The sequence below is a fragment of the Deinococcus metalli genome (assembly GCF_014201805.1).
Classification (GTDB): Bacteria; Deinococcota; Deinococci; order Deinococcales; family Deinococcaceae; genus Deinococcus; species Deinococcus metalli.
This window is the reverse complement of record NZ_JACHFK010000001.1, coordinates 972,081-995,033: the sequence shown is the minus strand read 5'-3', so window position 1 is coordinate 995,033 and position 22,953 is coordinate 972,081. Positions and strand designations below refer to the sequence as shown.

General features: G+C 71.5%; 20 protein-coding genes. 16 read left to right on the top strand and 4 right to left on the bottom strand.

Going from position 1 to position 22,953, the window contains the following annotated elements:
* Positions 1 to 3: 3 nt before the first annotated feature.
* From HNQ07_RS04860 to HNQ07_RS04835, 6 genes are all read left to right on the top strand, one after another.
* The gene (locus HNQ07_RS04860; protein ID WP_184109726.1) at positions 4 to 720 is read left to right on the top strand and encodes an SDR family oxidoreductase; all 717 of its coding nucleotides are present in this window, start codon (positions 4 to 6) and stop codon (positions 718 to 720) included.
* A gap of 84 nt (positions 721 to 804) precedes the next feature.
* Positions 805 to 1,236, top strand: coding sequence for an SsrA-binding protein SmpB (gene smpB, locus HNQ07_RS04855; RefSeq protein WP_184109725.1), 432 nt, complete (start codon positions 805 to 807; stop codon positions 1,234 to 1,236).
* 5 nt (positions 1,237 to 1,241) lie between these two features.
* Positions 1,242 to 2,639, top strand: a complete 1,398-nt coding sequence (locus tag HNQ07_RS04850; RefSeq protein ID WP_229831721.1) for an N-acetylmuramoyl-L-alanine amidase family protein — start codon at positions 1,242 to 1,244, stop codon at positions 2,637 to 2,639.
* On the top strand, positions 2,636 to 3,181 hold the full coding sequence (locus HNQ07_RS04845; RefSeq protein WP_184109724.1) for a GerMN domain-containing protein: 546 nt from the start codon (positions 2,636 to 2,638) through the stop codon (positions 3,179 to 3,181). The genes HNQ07_RS04850 and HNQ07_RS04845 overlap by 4 nt, the downstream gene beginning before the upstream one ends.
* 84 nt (positions 3,182 to 3,265) lie before the next feature.
* A complete protein-coding gene (locus HNQ07_RS04840) occupies positions 3,266 to 6,580 on the top strand; it encodes an SMC hinge domain-related protein (RefSeq protein ID WP_184109723.1) in 3,315 nt (1,104 codons plus the stop codon).
* 82 nt (positions 6,581 to 6,662) lie between these two features.
* Complete coding sequence (locus HNQ07_RS04835; protein ID WP_184109722.1) at positions 6,663 to 7,154, top strand: hypothetical protein; 492 nt, start codon at positions 6,663 to 6,665, stop codon at positions 7,152 to 7,154.
* A 59-nt stretch (positions 7,155 to 7,213) separates the two neighbouring features.
* On the opposite strand, the gene HNQ07_RS04830 is transcribed toward HNQ07_RS04835, so the two are convergent.
* On the bottom strand, positions 7,214 to 8,656 hold the full coding sequence (locus HNQ07_RS04830; protein ID WP_184109721.1) for an alpha-amylase family glycosyl hydrolase: 1,443 nt from the start codon (positions 8,654 to 8,656) through the stop codon (positions 7,214 to 7,216).
* A gap of 63 nt (positions 8,657 to 8,719) precedes the next feature.
* On the opposite strand from HNQ07_RS04830, the gene HNQ07_RS04825 reads away from it, so the two are divergent.
* Positions 8,720 to 9,001 (top strand): cupin domain-containing protein, encoded by a 282-nt coding sequence (locus tag HNQ07_RS04825; protein ID WP_184109720.1) that lies wholly within the window; start codon positions 8,720 to 8,722, stop codon positions 8,999 to 9,001.
* A 377-nt stretch (positions 9,002 to 9,378) separates the two neighbouring features.
* Here the strand turns inward: HNQ07_RS04825 and HNQ07_RS04820 are convergent, their stop codons facing one another.
* The gene (locus tag HNQ07_RS04820) at positions 9,379 to 11,853 is read right to left on the bottom strand and encodes a phosphoenolpyruvate carboxylase (protein ID WP_184109719.1); all 2,475 of its coding nucleotides are present in this window, start codon (positions 11,851 to 11,853) and stop codon (positions 9,379 to 9,381) included.
* Positions 11,854 to 11,967: 114 nt separating this feature from the next.
* Entirely contained in the window at positions 11,968 to 12,753 is a 786-nt protein-coding gene (locus HNQ07_RS04815; protein ID WP_184109718.1) for a TIGR00282 family metallophosphoesterase, read from the bottom strand.
* A 49-nt stretch (positions 12,754 to 12,802) separates the two neighbouring features.
* Here HNQ07_RS04815 and HNQ07_RS04810 point away from each other — a divergent pair, with 49 nt between their 5' ends.
* The 8 genes from HNQ07_RS04810 to HNQ07_RS04775 all read left to right on the top strand — a co-directional run bounded on the left by HNQ07_RS04810 (position 12,803) and on the right by HNQ07_RS04775 (position 21,179).
* Positions 12,803 to 13,360, top strand: a complete 558-nt coding sequence (locus HNQ07_RS04810) for an antibiotic biosynthesis monooxygenase (RefSeq protein ID WP_229831722.1) — start codon at positions 12,803 to 12,805, stop codon at positions 13,358 to 13,360.
* A gap of 223 nt (positions 13,361 to 13,583) precedes the next feature.
* A complete protein-coding gene (locus tag HNQ07_RS04805; protein ID WP_184109716.1) occupies positions 13,584 to 16,148 on the top strand; it encodes a U32 family peptidase in 2,565 nt (854 codons plus the stop codon).
* Positions 16,149 to 16,305: 157 nt separating this feature from the next.
* The gene (locus HNQ07_RS04800; RefSeq protein ID WP_184109715.1) at positions 16,306 to 16,830 is read left to right on the top strand and encodes a DUF402 domain-containing protein; all 525 of its coding nucleotides are present in this window, start codon (positions 16,306 to 16,308) and stop codon (positions 16,828 to 16,830) included.
* A gap of 4 nt (positions 16,831 to 16,834) precedes the next feature.
* The gene (locus HNQ07_RS23960; RefSeq protein WP_229831723.1) at positions 16,835 to 17,539 is read left to right on the top strand and encodes a hypothetical protein; all 705 of its coding nucleotides are present in this window, start codon (positions 16,835 to 16,837) and stop codon (positions 17,537 to 17,539) included.
* 35 nt (positions 17,540 to 17,574) lie between these two features.
* Complete coding sequence (locus HNQ07_RS04790) at positions 17,575 to 18,351, top strand: ABC transporter ATP-binding protein (protein WP_184109714.1); 777 nt, start codon at positions 17,575 to 17,577, stop codon at positions 18,349 to 18,351.
* Positions 18,348 to 20,042 (top strand): putative ABC transporter permease subunit, encoded by a 1,695-nt coding sequence (locus HNQ07_RS04785; protein WP_229831724.1) that lies wholly within the window; start codon positions 18,348 to 18,350, stop codon positions 20,040 to 20,042. The genes HNQ07_RS04790 and HNQ07_RS04785 overlap by 4 nt, the downstream gene beginning before the upstream one ends.
* Before the next feature lie 69 nt (positions 20,043 to 20,111).
* Positions 20,112 to 20,474: an immunity protein Imm33 domain-containing protein gene (locus HNQ07_RS04780; RefSeq protein ID WP_184109713.1), complete on the top strand. Its 363-nt coding sequence runs from the start codon at positions 20,112 to 20,114 to the stop codon at positions 20,472 to 20,474.
* 48 nt (positions 20,475 to 20,522) lie between these two features.
* A complete protein-coding gene (locus HNQ07_RS04775) occupies positions 20,523 to 21,179 on the top strand; it encodes a GNAT family N-acetyltransferase (RefSeq protein ID WP_184109712.1) in 657 nt (218 codons plus the stop codon).
* Between the two features lie 45 nt (positions 21,180 to 21,224).
* Here the strand turns inward: HNQ07_RS04775 and HNQ07_RS04770 are convergent, their stop codons facing one another.
* A complete protein-coding gene (locus HNQ07_RS04770) occupies positions 21,225 to 22,442 on the bottom strand; it encodes a saccharopine dehydrogenase family protein (protein ID WP_184109711.1) in 1,218 nt (405 codons plus the stop codon).
* A gap of 55 nt (positions 22,443 to 22,497) precedes the next feature.
* On the opposite strand from HNQ07_RS04770, the gene HNQ07_RS04765 reads away from it, so the two are divergent.
* Positions 22,498 to 22,863 (top strand): hypothetical protein, encoded by a 366-nt coding sequence (locus tag HNQ07_RS04765; RefSeq protein ID WP_229831725.1) that lies wholly within the window; start codon positions 22,498 to 22,500, stop codon positions 22,861 to 22,863.
* Positions 22,864 to 22,953 lie beyond the last annotated feature (90 nt).

Here is a 22,953-nt window from a genome sequence, read left to right as displayed (position 1 = left end):
GCCATGACGACCGACGCAGCCGGCACGCAGAAGAGCGCCTTCATCACGGGGGCCAGCAAGGGCATCGGGGAGGCGGTCGCGCGGTCGCTGGCCGGGGACGGCTACGGGGTCACGCTGACCAGCCGCAATGAGCAGGAGGTCTCGGCCGCCGCCGCAGGCATCGGGCACGGCGCGCGCGGCGTGGTGTGCGACGTGCGCGACCCCGCTGCCCTGGAGCGCGAGGTGAACGCGCACGTGGCAGCCTTTGGCGGTCTGGACGTGCTGTTCGTGAACGCGGGCGTGGGCCACTTCGCCAACGTGGCCGACCTGAGTGTCGAGCAGTGGCGGGAGGTGATCGACACCAACCTCAGCGGCGCGTTCTACACCATCAAGGCGGCCATCCCTGCGATGAAGGAGCGGGGCGGGTACATCTTTACCCTCTCCAGCCTGGCCGGCAAGAATCCCTTCGCGGGCGGTGGGGCGTACAACGCGAGCAAGTTCGGCCTGAACGGTCTGTCGGAGGTGCTGACTCTCGACCTGCGCCACCACGGGATCAAGGTCACGCAGATCATGCCGGGGTCGGTCGCCACGCACTTCGCCGGGCACACGCCGTCGGACGCGGACGCGTGGAAGATCCAGCCGGAGGACATCGCGCAGCTCACGGTGGACCTGCTGAACATGCCGGCGCGCACCCTGCCCAGCCGCGTCGAGGTCCGGCCCAGCCAGCCGCCCCGCAAGTAGGGTGGGCGGCGCCGCGGTTCCGTGAGCACCCGCACGGTGTAATCATCCGCACGGTGGACGGCGGTCTCAGGCTCGCCTGCTAGAATGCCGCGCGTGTACACGAACCGCCGCGCCCATTACGAATACGAACTGCTGGAGCGGTTCGAGGCGGGCATCGCCCTGACGGGCAGCGAGGTCAAGAGCGTGCGGGCGGGCGGCGTGGACTTCCGCGACGCCTTCGCGCGCCTGGCAGGCGGCAATATCGAGCTGGAGGGGCTGTACATTCCGACCTACACCGAGGCGACGTACAACAACCACGAGCCCCGGCGCACCCGCCGCCTGCTGCTGCACCGCGAGGAGATCGGCAAGCTGAGGCGCGGCCTGGAGCAGAAGGGCCTGACACTGGTGCCCACGCGCATGTACCAGAAGGGCCGGGTGTTCAAGGTGGAACTCGCCCTGGCGCGCGGCAAGAAGCTGCACGACAAGCGCCGCGCCGAGGCCGAGAAGACCGTGCGCCGGGAGCTGCGCGAACTGTGAGGCGTGTGCAGCGCCCGAAGCGCGTGGCGACCCTGCGCGCGTGCGCCCTGCTGGCCGGCACGCTGCTGGCCGGTCCACTCCTGGCCGGCGTGAGCGGCGCGCAGGTCGCGTTCTCGCAGCTGAACCTCGCCGGGCAGACCGTGCAGAGCATCCAGCTGTACGGCACCGAATACGCGAGCGACCCAGTTCTGGGCCGCCTGGTGAAGATCACCCGCGACGACCGGATCGTGACCGTGACGGGCTTTGGCCACACGCTGCTGCTGCCGCTCGACGAGAACCAGAACCGGGCCACGACCGACTTCAACACCGTTCAGCTCGACACGCAGCGCCGGAAGGGCCGCACCGCCACACTGGTGAACGACCACCTGTACCTGCCGCTGGACACCCTGGCCGCCGGGCTGGGCGCCACCTACGCCAACGGGTCGTTCACGGTCCCGACCGCGCAGCTCCTGGGCGTGAGCAGCCGCACCGGCAAGGACAGCGACCGCCTGGTGCTGGACCTCAGCCGGGACGTGGACGTGGTGGACGAGCAGCGCGGCTCGAACGTGGTGCTCACGCTGCGCGGCCTGAGCGGCCAGGCGCGGCGCTACACCACGCGCGGCGCCTTCGTGACCGGTGCCGAGGTCAAGCAGGTCGGCGGCGACCTCACCCTGACCGTGCCGCTGCCGCCCTCGGACGGGTACCGCACCTACAAGGTGGTGCGCGACACCGGCGTGCGCGTGGTCCTTGACGCCGGCCCGGGCATCGCCCGCAGCAGTCCCGACCTGCTCACGCGGGTCACGCGGCCGCTGATCGTGCTCGACCCGGTGCGGGTGCCCGGCGTGGGCCGCGACGCCACGCTGGACGTGGCCCGCCGCGCGGCGGAACTGCTGACCAAGGCCGGCTGGCAGGTGCAGCTGACCCGCGACCCCAGCAGCGCCCTGAGCCTCGACGACACCCTCAAGCTCGCGCGGCAGAGCGACGTGTACCTCGCGCTGGACCTGGGCCGGTTCCCGAACGCTTCGCGCAGCGGCGTGACCGTGTACGAGCAGACGGGCCGCGCCAGCGCGCAGATCGTGAACGACATCCGCGCGGGCGAGGTGCCGCCCTACGGCGGGCTGGTCGTGGCCGGCACCGGCAGCTCCCGGCGGCTGGGCGACCTGCTGCGCGGCGAACTGCGCGGCGGTGACATCACGGCCAAGCAGGAGAACACCTCGCGCGTCCTCACCCTGGGCGAGGCGCCCCAGGCGGCGCTGCTGCTGGAACTCGGCTGGGCGAACAACGCCTCGGACCTCGCCAACCTGGGCGTGGACTCGCGCCTCACGATCATCGCGACCGCTGTGGCGCGCTCCATCGCCACGTACCTGACCGCCCGCGCGAACAACAACGCGAACGTGTCCGCCAGTGCCGGAGGTGTGCCGTGAGGCGCGTGTTCTCGCTGTTCAATGTCCTGTGCGCCGCGCTGCTGGCGGTCGCCGTGCTGGCCCAGCAGGCGGTGCAGCGCGTGCCGCCCACCCCGGCCCTACCGAATAATCCACTTCAGACCGAGCGCACCGCGCAGAGCGTGAAGGTGTACTTCACCGATGCCCAGGTGCAGCGCCTGCTGCCCGAGACGCGCACCGTGCAGGTCACGCAGCGCACGCCCAGCGCGGTCGCCCAGGCGGCGCTGGCGGTGTGGGCGGCCGGGCCGGCACAGTCCGGGCACCTGGGGGCGGTGCCGAAGGGCACGCCCGCGCCGAAGGTGTACCTGCGCGGCGCGCACTACTACGTGGACCTGCCGGCGGCATACAAGAACCTGCGCTACGGCACCAGCGGCGAGCGCATGCTGCTGTGCACCATCACCCGCACGCTGCTCGACACGCGCGGCCAGGACGTGAGTTTCGTGCTCAGCGGCCAGCCGGTCGAGACGCTCGGCCACATGGACCTGCGCGAGCCCTTCACGCGCCAGGACTGCGCGGACCAGTGAGGGGAGGAGCGGTCTGAGCGTCCCCACGTCTGAACGCGCTTCTGCGATGTTCGCCGGCTGCCGAGGCCGCTAGACCCCTTTCCCATGCTGCACTCGATCACCCTGCAGGGCTTCAAATCGTTCGCGGACCGCACCCGTCTGGAGTTCGGGCCGGGCGTGTGCGCCGTGATCGGCCCCAACGGCAGCGGCAAGAGCAACGTGGTTGAGGCGCTGCGCTGGGCCACCCACCACGCGCGTGCCCGGGAACTGCGCGCTGGGCGCGGCACGGAGCTGATCTTCCACGGCAGCGGCGGCAAGGCCCCGCTGGGCCTGGCGGAGGTGCAGGTGGAACTCCAGACCGGGGAGGGCCGCGTGAACGTGTCCCGGCGCGTGTACCGCGACGGCACCGCCGAACAGGACCTGAACGGCCGCCCGGTGCGCGTGCGCGACGTGCAGGGCGCGCTGCGCGGCACCGGCCTGGGGCCGGGGGGGCTGGCGGTGATCGGGCAGGGCGAGGTGAGCGGCGTGGTGCAGGCCGAGGGCCGGACGCTGCTGGGCTACCTGCAGGAGGCGGCGGGTTTGTCGCGCGCGGTCAGTGCCCGGCAGGAGGCGGCGGCGCGGCTGCGTGAGGCCGACACGCACCTGCACGGCCTGCACCTGCTGCTGGGCGAGCGCGAGGCCGCCGCCGCCCGGCTGGAACGCGCCGCCGAGGGCGCCCGCACGCACCGGCACCTCAGCATGACGGTGCTGCTGCTGGAGGACGCGCTGCGCCGCGAGCGGCAGGCCGGCCTGCGCCGCGAGATCCGCGCCGCCGAGCAGGAGGTGCAGGACCTGGAGGTCCGCTCCGCCGCCGTGGCCGCCGAGGTGCAGGCCGCCGCCCGCGCGGTCGAGGCGGCCCGAGAGGCCGCGCAGGATGCCCGCGCCCGCCGGGACGCGCACGTTGGCGCCCTCGAGACGCTGCGCGCCGCGCGCGAGGCCGCCGCGCAGGCCGAGCGCTACCGCGATCACCTGCGGCAGGAACGCACCGCCCTGGACGCCGAACTCGCCGGGCTGCCCGCCACGCCGCCCCCCACGCCCGCGCCGGACCTGGCCGCGCTGGAGGCCGGCATGGCCGACGCACGGGGCCGCGCGGACACCGCCGAGCGCCGCGCCCGCCACTTGGACGACACGCTGGTGCGCGAGCGGGCCGCCGCCGCCCGCGCCGCCGAGCAGTACGCCCGCGAGGACGCCAGCCGCGAGACGCTGCGCGCCGAGCTGGAGCGTGCCGAGGGCAACCTGGAGCGCGTGCAGGAGGCCCTGGACGCCGCGCGGGAGCGCTCCGCCCTGGCCCGCCACGCCCGCGAGCACGCCGAGGCCGCATACGCGGCGTTGCGGGGCGACCGGGACGCGGTGACGGCGCGCGAGCGGCATCTGGGCGGCGAACTGGCGCGCGTGCAGGCCAGCACCGCCCCGCTGCGCCGTGAGCGCGAGCGCCTGGAGGCCGCGCTGAACTCCTACGCGCGCTACGGCGAGGGCGCGCGCAACGCCCTGCGGCTCGACCACCCGGGCATCGTGGGGTCCGTCGCGGACCTCCTGACGGTGCCAGCCGAGGTCGAGGTCGCGCTGGGCGCGGCGCTGGGCCGCCGGCTGGAGCAGGTGGTCGTGCAGCGCGCCGACGACGCCCGCGAGATCATCGACGAGCTGAAGCGGACCGGGGGCCGCGCGACCTTCCTGCCGCTGGACCTGATCCGCGCGCGGCCTCGCCGCGACGGCGCCCTGCTGCGCGAGGTGGGCGTGATCGGCAACCTGGCGGACCTGTGTCCCAGCGATCCGCCCGTGGTGGCCGAGGCCGTCCTGGCCGACACGCTGGTCGTGCAGGACCTGCGGACCGCCAACCGCATCGCGCGCGCGCACGCCAGCCGGCCGCGCCTGGTCACGCTGGACGGGGAACTCGTCGAACCGGGCGGCGCGATCACCGGCGGCCGCCTGCGCGACGCGGCCGGCGGGGTGCTTGCGGACCAGCGGCGCTTCCAAGAACTCGACGCGGAACTGGAATCGGCGGTCTCGCAGGAACGCACCCTGGCCGCCGCACTGGAGGAAGCCCGCGCCGCGCTGCAGGGCGACGCGGCGCGCCACGACGACCTCCTGGCCGCCCGCGAGCGCGCCGCCCGCGAGGAAACGGATGCGGAGCGCCGTGTGACGGAACTCGCCGCCCAGGCGCGCAGCCTCGACGAGGTGCGCGCCCGCCTGCACGCGCGGCTGGTGCCGGTGCACACCGATCCTGTGCCGGTGGTCGCCATCGTAAATCTCGACGCTCTGAGCGCCGACCTGCTGCACGCGCGGCAGGCCGCCGAGGACAGCCGCGCCGCCGAACGGGCCGCTGCCGAGGCGCTTGCGCTGGGCCGAGAACTCGATACGGCGTGGCGCACGTACCGGGCCGCCGACGCCCGCGCCGCCGTGCTCCGCGTGCGGCTGGACGCCAACGGGCACGCCGCCGCCACCCAGGACACCCAAGTGGCCGCCGCGCAGGCCGAGGTGGCCCGCCGCGAGGCCGGGCTGGGCACCCTGGACGAGCACGAGTCCCCCCGCGCCGAGCACGCGCGCGAGGCCGCCTCGCAGGCGTACGCGACCGTGATCGGCACGCAGAACAAGCTGCGCGCCCGCCTGGACGATCTGCGCCTGCTGATCGCCCGCCGCCAGGGCAGCGTAGAAGACGTGCCCGACGGCGCCCTGCCTCCCGGCACGCCCCGCGAGTGGACGGCCACCCTGAACCGCGCCCGCGCCGACCTGGAGGCCCTGGGGCCGGTGAACGCGCGGGCCGAGGTGGAGCACGCCGAGGCCGCCGCCGCCCTGGCCGGCCAGCGGGCCGAGGTACAGGACGCCGAGGCCGCCGCGGCTGAGCTGCGCGCGCACCTCGCGGACCTGGAGGCTGCCGAGGACGACGCCACGCGCGCGGCGTTCTCGCGGGTGAACGCCGCCTTCCGCGAGTACAGCGCCGAACTCCTGGGCGGCGACGGCGATCTGGAACCCGAGCACGACGAGCGTGGGCACCTGTCGGGCCTGCGGCTGGCCGTGCAGCCCAGGGGCAAACGCACGCGCTCCATGACGCTGCTGTCGGCCGGAGAGCGCACCATGGCCGGCCTGGGCTTCCTGTTCGCACTGAACCACGCGGGCGGCGAGGGCAGCGCGGGCGGCCTGCCGCTGGCCGTGCTGGATGAGGTAGACGCCCCGCTTGACGAGGCGAACATCCGCCGCTTCACCGCCTTTCTCGAGCGCTTCAGTGCGCGTGGCGCGCAGTTCCTGCTGGTCACGCACCAGAAAGCAACCATGGAGGTCGCTCGGGCGCTGTGGGGCGTGACCACCGACCAGACCGGCGCCAGCCGCGTCCTGAGCATTCGCCGTCCGGATGAGGTCCGCGCGGGCGAGGGGCGCGCGGGCTAACCGGGACGGCGGCCGGGTCACCCCCGCGCGCTACAGTGCACGTGACCGCCCTCCCAGATCGCCGCTTGCCCCCGTGATGCCCATGTCTGACACCCACGCCACCCCCTACCACCTCCACACCAGCATCGCCGCGTGGCAGCGCGGTGACCTGACCCGCGACGACCTCGTCCGCACCCTGATCCGGCTGTCGCCGGAAGACGGCCAGCTCGTCCATGACGTCATCCACGACCTGTGCGCCGGCCGGCCCGGCGGCGGGCCACCCCAGGGCGCGTCAGCCGACGACTGGCGCGCGGAACTCATGGCCTCGCGCGCCCGGACGTGGCGGGTGCCCGCCGTGGCCGGCCTGCTCGTGGGTCCCGAGGTGCTCGTCCTGACCGACGGGCGCGAGGGTGTGGTGCTGCGCGACACCGGCACCCAGTGCCTGCCGGCCAGCGTGTGCGCCTCGATGATGCTGCTGTGCGAGACCATCGTGATGGCCCACACCGCCCTCGACCAGCAGGAACTCCAGAAGCTCCAGCAGCAGCGCGTGGACGCCACCTCGACGTCCCTGTCGGAAATCGACCGCATTCCCTGAAATCGGCGCCCAGAACGCCTGACGTGACCGCCGGGCGTTCTCGTCTTCAGCTCACGCGCTCAGGGCAGGGGAAAGGCGGCCGCGTCCTGGGGGGGCAGACTCAGGTGCAGGTAGCCGCCCTTCACACTGAGCTTGGCGTCCTGCCCGGCGAACAGTGACGCCGCGGCGGCCATGTCTGCGGCGCTCAGACCCAGGCCCGAGAGCTTCAGGCTGTACGTCCGGCGCGCCTTGCCGTTGTGCCACGCTGCCAGCACCCGCTGCCCGTCCACCACCCGCGTGAAGAGCAGCAGGTCGCCCGACAGCGCCGCCGGCACTGGCCGCAGGGCCAACGTGCCGCGGCTCAGCGCCGGGCTGGCCCTGCGGGCCGCGATGGCGCCCCGCGCCACGTCATAGACCGCCCGTTCGTCCGGCGTCCACTGGGCCTCGAAGCGCATCTGGCGGCGGTTGTCCGGATCGTTCCCGCCGCGCATGGCGATCTCGGTGCCCTGCCAGATCACGGGCACGCCGCGCAGCGTCATCAGGGCGCGCAGGCCGTACTTCGTGCGCTCGCGGCCCACGTCCTCGAACAGGCTGCCCTGGGCGAAGCGCGGCAGGTCGTGGTTGTCCAGGAACAGCGCGACCTCGCCCGGCCGGGGCAGCTCGCCCTGGCGTTCCAGCACGGCCCGCACGGCGTCCAGTCCCTGCCCGTTCATGATCGACGCCTTCATCGCGGCCTGGAGGCTGAACAGGAACAGTGAGTCCAGCCCGGCCTTCTGCCAGTCCGCGACGGTGCCGGTATCGGCGTCGTACCACTCGCCCAGTGTCCACGTGCCCGCCGCGCGGTCTCTGGCAAACAGTGTCTTCAGGAACGGCCGCTCCACGTGCTTGATCGCATCGTAGCGGAAGGCGTCCACGCCCTGGGTGCGCCAGAAGTCGTCGTTGCCGAGCAGCAGGTCCGTGACCTCGGGGTTGCTCTGCTTCAGGTTCGGCAGGCCGGCCAGCGGGCAATCCACATCTTTGTCGGTGCTCGCCTGGCACTCGGCGTCCGTGGTGAACCACTCGGGCCTGACCTTAACGGCCGCGGCTTCATACCCATAGTGGTTGATGACCTGATCCAGCACGACCTTGAGGCCGTCGTCGTGGGCGGTCTTCACGAACGTCCCGAAGTCCGCCAGCGTGCCGAAGTGCGGATCGACGTTCCGGAAGTCTGCCGGCCAGTACCCGTGGTACCCGGCCGTCCCGGACGTCAGCGCGGTCTGCTGCTGATACACCGGCGTGAGCCACACGGCGGTGGCGCCCAGGGCCTTGATGTAGTCGAGTTTGCCCGTCAGTCCGGCCAGATCCCCACCGTGCCACGCGCGCGGATCGTCGAGGTTCACGCCCTGGTTGTTGTCGGGAGTGCCGTCTGCGAACCGGTCCGGCATGACCTGATAGATGACCTGTCCCTCGAACGACGGAAGGGGCGACGTCTGCGCGCCCGCCGCACCCGCGGCCAGCAGCGCACCCAGTACCAGTGAGCGCATACCCGCATGGTAGAGCGTGCGCCGCCCTTGCGTCCGCGTGCCGGACGGGGCAGGCTGGGCAGCATGGAACACCATGCCCTGACGTCCGGCCAGCGGGCCGACCTGACCGGCGTGCCCGCACAGGTCGGCACACTTCACTTCCCGGCGGGAACACTCCTGCCCTCCACCGCCCATGAGCAGGACGAAATCAGCTTCATCCACAGCGGCGTGCTCAAAGCCGTCAGCGGCGGCACGGCGGCCACCCTGCGGGCCGGGGACGTCTCGTTCATCCCGGCGGGGGAAGTGCACAGCGCGGAGGTGCTGGAGGATGTCACGCTGAGCTTCGTGCTGCTGGAGCGGCGGTAAGAGGGGTTTAGTAATGGTCTGGGGTGGGTGCCTGCGGCGCGGCCCCAACCCCCGGCCCCCTACCCCAGACTCGTGGAGCTGCGCAGCAGAGGGGCAGGGGGAGACCGCTGCGCTGGGCAGGTGGTCGCCAAATCTTTCCGACTGGGCGGAGCTGGGGTCTCGGCAGCGTGGGGCCGCGTACTCGCCTCGGGCGTTGTCGTCGTCAGCGCCCGCGCGCTTCGCGCACGATGGCTTTCGGCCAGGGGCAGGGTGGGACGCTTCGGCTTTCAACCCCTCGCTCTTGTGGGGACTCGCAGCGCGTACTGAAAGGTTCGGATGGGGTTCTCCATCCAGCCCGCTATCAAGGCCTCACTGGCAAGTCTGCGGATGTATCGTGCTCAGCCCGTGTTGCGGACGCCGGCGGCGATGCCCTGGATGCTGAGGAGGAGCGGGCGCTCGAATTCGTCCAGGCCGCCCTCGGTGGCGCGGGCGCGGCGCAGCAGTTCCACCTGAATACGGTGGATCGGGTCGATGTACGGGTTGCGCAGGCTGATGCTCTCGCGCAGGCGGGGTTCGTTGCCGAGCAGTTCGGCCCCGACCACGCCCGAGACCAGGGCCACGGTCTCCTGGTACGCGGCCTTGAGCTGGTCGGCCAGGGGGTGGTCATCCACCAAGCGCAGGTACTCGTCGAAGATCAGGGGGTCGCTCTTGGCGAGACTCATCTGGGCGTTGTCGAGCACCGTGCGGAAGAACGGCCACCCGGCATACATCTCCTTGGCCAGCGACGGCCCGATGACCTTGAGGCCCTCGCGCAGACCGTACCAGCCGGGCAGGTTGGCGCGGTTCTGCGTCCAGCTCATCACCCAGGGAATGGCGCGAAGGTTCCCCAGGGTGGGAGCGCCGGGGCGCCGCACAGGGCGCGACGCGATATTCAGCCGCGCGATCTCGTGGATGGGCGTGACGGCCTCGAAGAACGGCAGGAAGCCCGGATCGTCCACCAGGTTGCGGTACGCGGCCGCGCTGGCCTGGGCGGCGCGCTGCATGGCGTCCGTCCACGCGGGGTTCAGGTCGTCGTTGCGGCGGGCGGCGGCGAGCAGCAGGCCGTAGAGCGCCTGTTCCAGGTTGCGCCGGGCCAGCACGGGGTGCGAGTACTTGTCGGCCAGGGCCTCGCCCTGCTCGGTGATCCGCAGGCCGGCGTCGATGGTGCCGGCCGGCTGGCCCAGGATCGCGCGGGACGCCGGGCCGCCGCCGCGCCCGATGCTGGTGCCGCGCCCGTGGAAGAAGCGCCACTGCACGCCGGCCCTGCGGCACACGTCGCTGATCTTGCGCTGCGCCTCGTGCAGCGCCCAGTTGGCGGCCAGAAAGCCCGCGTCCTTGTTCGAGTCGGAGTACCCGAGCATGATCTCCTGCACGTTGCCCTCCAGCACCGCGCGGTACTCGGGCAGCGACAGCAGTTCCCACACCACCTGCGGCGCGTGATCGAGGTCGTCGAGCGTCTCGAACAGCGGCACCGGCAGCACCCTGAAGCCCACCTCGCGCGCCAGCAGCAGCGGTTCGAGCACGTCGCTGACCGACTCGGACATGGACACGATGTAGCGCCCGAAGGCGAGCGGCCCGGACAGCCGCGCGGCCGCCTGCACCTCGCGGATCGGCCCGATGGCGGTCTCCAGTTCGTCCGGCAGCGCCTCGCCGGCGGGCCACAGCGGGCGGCGCGAGCGCAGTTCGCGGCTCAGCACTTCCTGCTTGGCATGCTCCGGCAGCGCGAGGTAGTCGCCCTCCACGCCGGCGTCCTTCAGCAGCCGGGCGACCGCGGCGCCGGTCTGGGCGGAGTGTTCGCGCAGGTCGAGGCTGACCAGATGCCGCCCGAACACCCGCGTGAGCACCAGCAGCGGCGTCAGCAGCGTGTCGGCCGAGCGGTGCTGGCCGTCGGCGTGCAGGCGTTCGTGCAGGGCTTCCAGCCGGCCGCGCAGGTCGAGGTCCTGACCGTCGCGGATGGCGTTGTGGATGGCGCGCAGCTCGTCGCGGTAGCCCTCGTGCCCGGGGTCCTCCTGGCTGAGGTCCGCGTAGGCTTGCCGCACGGCCTCCAGCAGCAGTTCGCGCGCCCGCTCACGGTGCACCTCCAGCGCCTGGCGCGTCGCCTCGGGGGTCACGAAGGGGTTACCGTCGCGGTCGCCGCCCATCCATGACGAGAAATGCACCGGCACGGCCGCCTCGGACTCCACGCCGTACACCTGACGGAACGCGCGGCGCAGGTCGCGCTGGAGTTCCGGCAGCGCCCGCGCGATGCTGGTCACGTAGTTCAGGCCGCCCTTGACCTCGTCCAGCACGGTGGGCTTGAGGCGGCGCAGTTCGGGAGTCGTCCACATCGCCTCGACATGCGCCGTGACGCGTTCGAGCGCGCCCTCGTCCGACAGCTCGGGAATCTCGCGCGCCACCTCAACGAGGTGGTTGCGGATGGTGCGGCGGCGCATCTCGGTCGGGTGGGCGGTGAAGGTCAGACCCAGGTCCACCCGCTCGATCAGCGCCTCGACGTCCCCGGCGCTCAGGCCCTGGGCCTTGAGTTCCGTCAGCGCCTGCTCCAGGCTCTGCGGGCGTACGCCCGTGACCGAGCGCAGCACCCGCACGCGCTCGTATTCCTCGGCCAGGTTCACAAGCTGGAAGTACCACGTGAAGGCCCGCGCGAGGTTCCCGGCGTCCTGGCCGGACAGTCCCTCGATCATCGCGCGCAGTTCGGCATCGTCCCCGCCGGCGCGCACGTCGCGCACCAGGGCGCGGGTGCGCTCCACCAGATCGAAGAAGGCCTCGCCCTCCTGTTCCTTCAGGACGGTGCCCAGCGTGCGGCCCAGCAGATTGACGTCGCTCCGGATACTCATGGCCTCAGACCCTCCCCGCCCACCGGTGGTTCGTGTGGGACGCTCGACTTCGGTGTGCCGGCCCCGGGTGGGCCGCCGTGCAGGCGTAGGCAGCGGCGGACTCCGCTGCGTGCCTCACTCCTCGACGTAACGGTAGCGCTCCACCCCCACCGCTTTGCCCGCCTCTATCTGGACAAAGACCGCATTCAGTTCCGCCCGGCCCGCCGCCACCCCGAAGCGGTGCGGGCGTTCGGTCAGGAATTTCTGCACCGGCCCCCCCACCTCCGAGCCGATCACGGAGTCGTGCGGCCCGGTAAAGCCGGCGTCTGCCTGAAAGGCCGTGCCGCCCGGCAGGATGCGGGTGTCGGCGGTGGGCACGTGCGTGTGCGTGCCGATCACGGCCGCCACCCGGCCGTCCAGGTGCCACGCCAGCGCCTGCTTCTCGCTGGTCGCCTCGGCGTGCATGTCCACGAACACCGCGCCCAGGTCGCCTCGCTCCAGCAGGTCGTCGATGGCCCGGAACGGATTGGCGACCGCCTCCATGAACACCCGCCCCAGCAGATTCACGACTGTGAGGCGCTCGGTGCCGGTGGCCGTCTTGACGTCGAAGGTGCGCCAGCCCACGCCCGGCGCGCCGGGATCGGACAGGTTCAGGGGCCGCACGATCGGATACTTCAGCTCGTCGCCCAGCAGCGCGTAGATGTCCTTGTGGTGCCACGCGTGGTTGCCCAGCGTCAGGCAGTCCGCGCCGGCGGCGAGGGCGCTGTCAGCCGCGTCGCGGTGCACGCCGAAGCCCCCGGCGGCGTTCTCCATGTTCACGATGGCGAAGTCGGCCCGCTGCCGCAGGCCCGGCAACTGCGCGCCCAGCACCCGCCGGCCCGGCTGGCCGAAGACATCTCCCACGAACACCACGCGCATCATGCCGGGCAGGGTAGCGCGCCGTGGGGGCCGCCCGGCTATGCTGCCCGGCGTGACGCTGCCGAGTTCGCCGCCCGTCGATCCGGTCACGCTGGTCGTGCGCCGCCGCATCCGTCCCGGCCACGAGGGCGCGTACGAGGCGGCGCTGCAACGCCTGGGCGAGCTGCTGTCGCGCGTGCCGGGGTTCCGGGGCACGGGCGTGCTGCGCCCCGGCGACGGCAGCCGTGAGTACACGGTCGTCGCGCGCTTCGACTCTCTGGGCAGCGCCGCCGCGTGGGAACTGTCGCCGGAACGCGCGTTGTGGCTGGACACCATCGCCGCGCTGGTGGACGACCAGCTGAGTTTCGAGCGCCAGCCGGGTCTGGACTTCTGGTTCACGCCGCCCGCCGCGCCGCTGCTGCGCCAGCCGCCCCGCTGGAAGATGGCCGCGCTGACCCTGCTGGTGCTGTACCCGGTCAGCGTGGGTGTGTCGCTGCTGCTGCTTCCGCTCGTCTCGGCGTGGCCGTTGCCGCTGCGCGCCCTGGCGCAGATGCTGCTGGTCGTACCGGCCATGACGTATGTATTCATGCCGCTCGCCACGCGCGCCGCCGGGCGCTGGCTCACGCCGTAACGGACCTGTCTCCGCGAGGCGGACGTCGAGGACTCGGAGCACTTCAATTTTCCCGTGCATCTGGAGCCCGCCGTGGCCCTGGCCGGCACAGTCGCGTCCAGGCCCCAGTGCCGAGATGGCCGCGCACCTGCCCAGCGGGGCGGACCCGGCCCGGCGCTGCAATCCGGCAAGTGTGGACGCCGCCGTTGGCGAATGACCGGGCCAGAAGCTACACTGGCGCGTTATGCCCAGGCCCCGCGTGAAGCCCGAAGTGATGAGCCCCGTCGGCGGCGACGCCCAGCTGCGCGCCGCCGTGGAGGCGGGTGCCGACGCCGTGTTTTTCGGCGTGAACTTCGGGTCCGGCCGCGCGGACGGCGCGGGTGCGGGCTTCCACGCGCGCGCGAAGGTCGGCTTCGACGCCGACGCGCTGCCGGAGATCATGCGCGGGCTGCACGTGCGCGGCGTGCAGGCCTTCGTGACCTTCAACGTGCTGGTCTTCGACCGCGAACTGCGCCAGGCCGAGCGCCAGATCATCACGCTGGCGGAGGCCGGCGTGGACGCCCTGATCGTGCAGGATCACGGCGTGGCCCGCCTGATCCGCGACATCTGCCCGGACCTTCCGGTGCACGGCAGCACGCAGATGAGCGTGACGTCTGCCGAGGGCGCCGAGCATGCCCGGCGCTTCGGCGCGAGCCGCGTGGTGCTGGGCCGCGAGCTGAGCCTGCGCGATATCGGCCGTATCGCGGAGCAGACGGACATGGAGCTGGAGACCTTCGTGCACGGCGCCCTGTGCGTGAGTTACTCCGGCCAGTGTTTCTCCAGCGAGGCGTGGGGGGGCCGCAGCGCCAACCGCGGGCAGTGCGCGCAGGCCTGCCGCCTGCCATACGACCTGTACGTGGACGGCGCGCGCCGTGACCTGGGCGACGCCCGCTACCTGCTGTCGCCCGGCGACCTGTACGCGCTGCATCAGGTGCCGGACCTCGTGCGGATCGGCGTGAACTGCCTGAAGATCGAGGGCCGCTACAAGGACGCCGAGTTCGTCGCCCTGACCACCGCCGCGTATCGCCGGGCCGTGGACGAGGCGTGGGCCGGCCTGCCCCTGAGCGTGACGCCGCAGGAGGAACGCGACCTGGAGCAGGCGTACTCGCGCGGGCTGGGGCCGCACTTCATGGCGGGTACCAACCACCAGACGGTCGTGCGCGGCCGGGCTCCGCGCCACCGCGGCGTGCGTGTGGGCACCGTGACGGGCACCACCGAGCGCGGCGTGCTGGTCGAGCTGTCCGAATCCGTGAAGTCCGGCGACGGCCTGGTGTTCGACCCCGCCAACTGGCGCGCTCCCGAGGGCCGCGAGGAGGGTGGGTTCCTGTACGGTCTGTGGCAGAGCGGCGTGCAGACGGAAGACGTGCGTGCCGGCCGCACCTACGAGCTGCGTTTCGGCCGGGGCGCGGTCGATCCTGCGCGCGTCCGGCCCGGCGACCCGGTGTGGCGTACGCACGACCCGCACCTCGCGGCCCGCGTGAAACCGCTCACGGAGGCCGGCGATCCCGTGTACACCCGCCCGGTGCACGCGCACTTCACCGGGCACGTGGGGACGCCGCCCGCGCTGACGCTCACGGACGATCACGGCCGCAGCGCCACCGTCACCCTGCCCGAGCCCCTGTCAGCCGCCCGCAACCGCGCGCTGGACGACAGCACCCTGCGAGAACAGCTGGGCAAGCTGGGCGGCACCGGCTACCACCTGGGCACCCTCACCAGCGACCTGAGCGGCGCCGGCTTCCTGCCGGTGAGCGCCCTGAACGCCCTGCGGCGGGACGCCGTGGCCCTCCTGACCGAGGCGCGCAGGCACGCGCCGGAGCGCACCGTCGCCCCACACCTCGCCGCCACGCTGGCCGCCCTGCCCGTCCCGGACGCGGCCCAGGTGGCCGGGACGGCCCGCCTGCATGTCCTCGTCCGCACGCCCGAGCAGCTGGACGCCGCCCTGGAGGCCCGGCCGGACTCGGTCACGCTGGACTACCTGGAGCTGTACGGCCTGAAACCCAGCGTGGAGCGCGTCAAGGCCGCCGGCATTCCCGTCCGGGTCGCCAGCCCGCGCATCCTGAAGCCCACCGAGCAGAACCTCCAGAAGTTCCTGCTGTCGCTGGACGCCGGCCTGCTGGTGCGCTCCGGCGGGCTGCTGGAGGGTCTCCACGGGCACGGCGCCGTGGACCTGACCGGCGACTTCAGCCTAAACGCCGCGAACGTCCTGACCGCCCGCGCGCTGCTGGACCTGGGCCTGAGTCGCCTGACGCCCACGCACGACCTCAACGCCGCGCAGATCGCGGAACTGGCGGGGCTGGTCGGCCCGGAGCGGCTGGAGGTGATCGCGTACGGGCATCTGCCGGTCTTTCACACCGAGCACTGCGTGTTCTGCCGCTTCCTGAGCAGCGGCACCGACTACACCAACTGCGGCCATCCCTGCGAGTCGCACCGCGTCGCCCTGCGCGACGAGCGGGGGGTGCAGCATCCTGTCATGGCGGACGTCGGCTGCCGCAACACGGTGTTCGAGGGCCGCGCGCAGGTCGCCGCGCCCCACCTGGACGGCTGGCTGGCCGCCGGCCTGCGCGACTACCGTGTGGAATTCGTGCACGAGACGCCCGAACAGGTGACCGGCGTGATCGCCGCGCACCGCGCGTTCCTGGCCGGCCACCTCGGCGCGGCCGGACTTGCAGCGCGGCTGGACGCCGTGGCCGCCCAGGGCACCACCGAGGGCAGCCTGTACGTCCCGGCGGACTTCGGCGCGCTGGAGGCCCTGCCGCTGATCGGCGGGTGAAGTTCAGGAACGGTGAAGGGCGGCCACGCGGTGCGGTCGGCGCCTCGCGCGGACCGGGACGACGCCGGAACGCCACCTGACGCCGGGTCCGTCAGTGGGCCTTCCGCCGGATCACCCGGCTCATCAAGGAAGTGGGGGCAGCCCGCTACGCTGGGTCATGCCAGGGCACGCGCATCCGGTCAAGGTGGAACGCCACGACGTCCGTGCCCTCCAGCACGTCACGAACACCGGCACGCGCGCAGTCCGCACCTACACCGAGACTCCGCACGGCCTGTACGTGGACCGTGAGTTCGTCGCGCACCCCCGCATCCGCCGCTGGCAGGCGCACCTGCTGCCCATGCACAACCTCGTCGTGTGCCGCTACGACTTCCACGGCCGCCGCGAGCACGACTACTACCTCGACGTGGCGCAGATCACCCATGACGGCGCGGTGTGGAGCGTGCGCGACCTGTACCTCGACATCGTGTTGCACGACGGCCTGATGGCCGAGATCGTGGACACCGACGAACTCCTGGCCGCGCGCGAGGCCGCGTTCATCACCGAACGCGAGATGCACCGCGCGGTGGACGTCGCGCACCACACCCTCGCCAGCCTGGCCCGCGCCCGCTACAGCCTGCGCGAGTGGCAGGCCGCCCAGCACCTCAGCCTCGACTGGACGCCCACGCCCGTCGCCACCGCCTGACCGCGTGGACGGGCAGGCTCGGCTGGTCGCCGCCCTGCCGGCAGCGCTCGCCCGAATCCAGGCCACGCCCGGCGTGTATGCGGCGCTGTGGTGCGGCAGCGCAGCCCGTGGGGAGGGAAACGCGCACAGCGACCTGGATGTTCATGCCCTTGTAACGGGCGACCACCGCTGGCGCTCAAACTTCACGGTGAAAGGCGTGCCGGTCGAGGTCTTCCACAACCCGGCGCATACGGTGCGGGCCATGTTCGCTGCTGGCGAGGGCGACACCATCACCATGTATGCGCAGGGCCGCGTGGTGCTGCCGCACCCGGACCTGCACGCGCTGACCACGGAGGCCCGCAGGCTGTACGCCGCCGGTCCGACGCCCCGGCCAGTCACACAACAGGAGCGTCACCGGCTCATCGACGAGGTGCTGGACGCCCGCGCCCTTGCGGAGACCGGTGACCCACTGCACGTGCTTATCGCGTGCCGGGCGGCCTCCCTGGCCGTCGAGGGGTGGTACACCGCCCGCGGGTGGTGGGGCGTCAAGGCCCAGGGCTGGCTGCCGGGCCTGACCGAGCGGGACCCGGACGCCGCCGCAGACCTTCGCACCGTCCTGACCAGCGCCGAGGCCCATACCCGGCAGCGCGCCCTCGAGGCCCTGGTCCGGCGGGTGGCCGGTGACGTGTCGTACAGCGACGGCCAGAGCGACCCCCAGCGGATGCCGTGACCTCTGCGTCAGACGCGCGGGCCTAAGCTGGACGGGTGATCGAGGTCAGCCACTACACCAAACGCTACGGCCGCCACGTGGCTGTCAGCGACCTGAGCTTCCGCGTGGCGCCCGGCGCGGTGTTCGGCCTGCTAGGCAGCAACGGAGCGGGGAAGACCACCACCATCCGCGCGCTGGTCGGCCTGACCCGCCCCACGGCCGGCACCGTGCGTGTGCAGGGCTTCGACGTGTGGCAGGACCCCGTGAAGGCCAAGGCGGCCTTCGGGTACATCCCGGACCGCCCGTACCTGTACGGCAAACTCACGGCGCGGGAACTCCTGCGCTTCGTGGGGCAGCTGTACCGGGTAGAGGGGGCGGACGCCGCCATCGACGCGTGGCTGGAGACCTTCCGCCTGACCGATTTCGGCAACGAGCTGCTGGAGACGTACTCGCACGGCATGCGGCAGAAGGTGGCGATCATCGCGGCGCTGTTGCCGGACCCGCCGGTGCTGATCGTGGACGAACCCATGGTCGGGCTCGACCCGCACGCCGCGCGGCAGGTGCGAGAGCTGTTCCGCGCGCACGCCGACCGGGGCCGCACGGTGCTGCTGACCACCCACTCGCTGCCGCTGGCAGAGGCGGTGTGCGACCGCATCGTGGTGCTCGACCGCGGCAAAGTGCTCGGCGAGGGCAGCATGGACGACCTGCGCGCCCGCACCGGCACGGCGGTCGGCGGCGTGCACGGCGACAGCCTTGAACGCATCTTCTTCCGCCTGATCGAGGAAGAGCAGCAGGAGGAGCAGCGCCGCCGCGAGGCCGTGCAGAGCGCATGAGGGCCGCGCCCGCCCCCACCGCCGTGACCCGGCTCCGCCGGCCCAGTCTGATGCACCTCAAGGCCACCGCCCTGCGGCACACCCTGGAGCGGGCCTCGAAGCCCGGGCTGCTGTTTCTGGTGGTGCTCGGCATCCTGCTGGTCTGGGCGGAGGTGTACGGCGTGTGGCGGGCCCTGCGGTTTCTGGGCACCTTCGGGGACATCGGGCTGGGCGTGTTCGCGCGTGTGCTGGAGATCGGCCTGATCACCCTGTCCAGCGGCGTGACCTTCAGCGCCACCACGGCCGCCATCAGCACCCTGTACCTCAGCGACGACCTGAATTTTCTGCTGACACAGCCGCTGCCGACGTGGCGGGTCTTCGCCCTGAAGGTGGGGGAGACGTTCCTGAACGCTGCCCTGGTGCCGGTGCTGCTGACCGTCCCGCTGCTGCTGACGGTCGCCGCGTACTTCCACGCGCCGCCGTGGGCGTACGCCGTGATGATCCTCGCGGACGTGCTGACCTTCGCCGCGCCCGTCGGGCTGGGCGCACTGCTGGCCGTGGGCCTGATGCGCGTCGCCCCGGTCGGCCGCGTGCGCGAGGTCAGCACCGCGCTGGGTGTGCTGCTGAGCGCCGGACTGGTGTACGCGATCCGCGCCGTGCGGCCCGAGATCCTCGTGCAGAAGTTGCAGGACCCCACGCAGATCGGGGCGCTGCTCCGCAGCCTCACCGGGCCGTCCAGTTCCCTCCTGCCGCCGTCGTGGGCGGCGCAGGGCATCTGGCAGGCCGCGCACGGGCACCTGGCCGGGCCGCTGCTGCCGCTGGCGGGTCTCACCGCCGCCCTGCTGCTCGCCGCCACCGCGCTTGCCACCAGGGCGTATCAGGAGGGCTGGGCGCGTGCGCTGGACTCCAGCACGCCGGCCCTCGACCCCCGCCCACGCCGCGCCCGGATGGCCGAACGCTTGCTTGCCCGCCTCGGCCCCGGCGGGTCGCTGGCGAGCAAGGACCTGCGTGTCACGCTGCGCGACCCCACCCAGTGGAGCCAGCTGCTCGTGGTCGCCGCGCTGGCCGGCGTGTACCTCGTCAGCGTCAAGGCCGTGCCCATTCCCATCCCGCAGTTCCGCGGCATCCTGGGGTACATCCAGCTCGCGTTCCAGGGCTTCATCATCTCGGGCATCGCCGTGCGGCTCGCGTTCCCGGCCGTGTCCACCGAGGCCAGGGCGTACTGGCTGCTGCGCACCGCGCCCATCGAGGCCCGGCAGATCGTCGTGAGCAAGTTCCTGGGCGTGCTGCCGGTCACGCTGGTCGTCGGTCTGGTCATGGGGATCGCCAGCGCCCGGGCCATGGATCTCGGTCCCACCCTGCTGCTGCTGAGCGTGCTCGTCAGTGTCAGCAACGCGTTCGTGATCACGGCGCTGGGTGTGGGCCTGGGCGCCGCCGCCCCGAAGTTCGACGCCGACAACCCCGCCGAGATCGGCGTCAGCGCCGGGGGGCTGGCGTTCATGGGCCTGAGCCTCGCGTACGCCGTGGTGTGCCTGCTGCTGCTCGCCCGGCCCGCCGCCGGCAGCGTCCTGCGGCCCGACCTGTTCCCCGGCCTGAGCGCCCTGGGCACGCTGGAAGGCGTACTGGGCCTGATCGGCCTTGGACTGGCCACGGTGCTCGGCACATGGCTGAGTCTGAGGATGGGGTGGAGAAGACTGGATGGATTGGAGTGAACCTTCTACGGATCTCTCAGCAGTTCTCGATTGTGGGTAGACCCTATCTAAGGTGATCGGCAGGTACGAATGACGGATGACTGGTCGGAGGAGCAAAAGTACCAGCGGTACGTCTGCCAGGTTTACGGCGCGGAGTACCAAGACACTGGCGCGCAGGACATCGTTATCGTCGAACGTGCATGGAATAACGAGGCACTTCCGATCAATGGTTTTCGCATTGCTAGAACAACGGAAGGGCCGCAATGGTTCATCTGGTTTGGTGAGGGTGACATCCCAGATGATGTGGGTGCCTTTGAGGCCATTTCGGCAGCAGAACTGATCGCACGGAGGGACGAGGCCGGCGCATTTCTCGGGTTGGCGAGTGGATGGAGGTTCCGGAACATCGGGAGTACCACGAACGTCTGGTTCGATCCAGTGATCCTGAAGTGGTAAGCCGTTTCACCCATGGCATCCTTCCGTGATCCGTGCCCTCCTGTGCCTATGTCCCTCGCCCTCTACCCGCCGCTGAACGTCCGGGTCGTCACGCCCACGCTGGAACTCCACGGCGCCACGGATGAGCTGCTGGCCCAGCTCCTGCCCGTCGTCCGGGCGGGCGTGGCCGACCGGGAACCGTTCCCCTTCGACGATCCCATGTCGCTGTACGAGGACAACCCGGTGCGGGAACGGAGGTGGCTCCAGGCGATCTGGCGCGGGCGCGGCACGGTGCGTCCTGAGCAGTGGCGGCTGTACTTCGTGGTGGTGCTGGACGGCGTGCCGGTGGGGATGCAGGACGTGATCGGCGTCCACTTCAAAGAGTTCAGGACCGTGAGCACGTTCTCGTGGCTGGCGCCGGATGTCCGGCGGCGGGGCGTGGGGCGCGAGATGCGGGCCGCGGCCCTGCACCTCGCCTTCGCGGGCCTGGGCGCCCGCGAGGCGACCAGCGAGGCGTTTTCCGACAACGTGGCGTCCAACCGCGTGTCTGAGGGGCTGGGCTACCGGCGGGATGGCACGGAGTGGGCCACCCGGCGCGGCCAGCCCGCCGTGCTGAATCGCTGGCGCCTGGGTCGCGAGGAGTGGGCTGTGACGCGCCGGGATGACATCGACCTGAGCGGGGTGGAGGCGTGCCGGCCGGTGCTGTTCATCGATCCGGGCGAATGAAGGCGGGCCGGCCACCCCTCGGCGACCGGCCCGGTCCGCGTCCGCTCAGTCCTTGACGAGTTCGATGCCCGCCAGTTCGTCCACCGGGAGCCCCCAGGTGTTCATGGCGTCGATGAAGGGATCGGGGTCGAGCTGCTCGACGTTCCACACGCCGGGCTGCATCCACGTGCCCTGAAGCATCAGCATCGCGCCGATCATGGCGGGCACGCCGGTGGTGTAGCTCACGCCCTGCGCCTGCACCTCGCGGTAGCACTCGGCGTGGTCCTTGACGTTGTACACGAAGTGCACGTTGGGCTGTCCGTCCTTGCCGGGGCCCTTGGCCTGCACGCCGATGCACGTCTGGCCGGTGTAGTTCTCCGCCAGGCTTTCCGGGGCGGGCAACACGGCCTTGAGGAACTCGATGGGCGCGATCTTCTGGCCGCGGAAGTCGATGGGCTCGATGCTGGTCATGCCGATGCCCTCGAGGACGTTCAGGTGCTTGATGTAGGTCTCGCCGAAGGTCATCCAGAAGCGTGCGCGCTGGATGGTCGGGAAGTGCTTGACCAGCGACTCGAGTTCCTCGTGGTACAGCACGAAGCTCTTGCGGGTGGCGACCTTGGGGTAGTAGATGTCCTGCGAGATCTCCAGGGGACGGGTCTCGACCCACTCGCCGTTTTCCCAGTAGCGGCCGTTGGCCGTGATCTCGCGGATGTTGATCTCAGGGTTGAAGTTCGTGGCGAAGGCCTTGCCGTGGTTGCCGTTGTTGCAGTCCACGATGTCCAGCTGGTGGATCTCCTGGAAGTGGTGCTTGGCCAGGAACGCGGTGAACGCCTGGGTCGCGCCGGGGTCGAAGCCGCAGCCGAGCAGCGCCATCAGGCCCTTGTCCTTGAAGCGGTCCTGGTACGCCCACTGCCACGAGTACTCGAACTTGGCGACGTCCTTGGGCTCGTAGTTCGCGGTGTCCAGGTAGTGCACGCCGGTCTCCAGGCACGCGTCCATGATCGTCAGGTCCTGGTACGGCAGGGCCACGTTGATGACCATGACCGGTCCGAAGTCCTGGATGAGCTTGACCAGTTCGGGCACGTTGTCGGCGTCCACGGTGGCGGTGCTGAACACGGCCTTGCTCTCCGGCATGTGCTGCCCGATCTCCGCGACGATCTTGTCGGCCTTGGACACGGTGCGGGTGGCGATCAGGACTTCGGTGAAGACCGTGTCGTTCTGGGCGCACTTCTTGGCGACGACGTTCGCAACGCCGCCCGCTCCGATGATGATGACCTTGCTCATGAGCGGCAGTCTAACCCGGCATCCGTCCGCTCCCGGTCACGCTACGCTCGGAGGGATGTCCAGCCGTCCTCCCGGAAACCCACTCAAGACCCTGCCCCAGCGCGAGGTGACGCCGGAGCTGCGGCGGCGCACGGCCCGCACCTTCTGGCTGATCCTGCTGGCCTTCGTGACTGGGATCGGCATGATGGTTGCCGCGCTGGCGTGGCAGGGCCGGGGTGCAAGCGACTACGCCCGCAGTGTCCGCGACGCTGTGGTGGCGGGCAAGCCCTCCCCGAACGCGTCGTACTCGGTCGGATGCGGCAGCGTGAAGGCCGGACCGCTTCCGCGCGGCGTCACGTCCTGCGAGGTGCGGGTGGACGGCGGGCAGGTGGGCGTGCACCTGGTGTTCGAGGGTGGGCGCGAGGTGATCCTGAACCGCTGAGGGGTTCCCTCAGTTCCGATTCATGCTGTTGAGAACCATTCCTGTTTACAATGACGGTCGGGTCAGTCCGCCCCGGATCGCCCCCGTTCC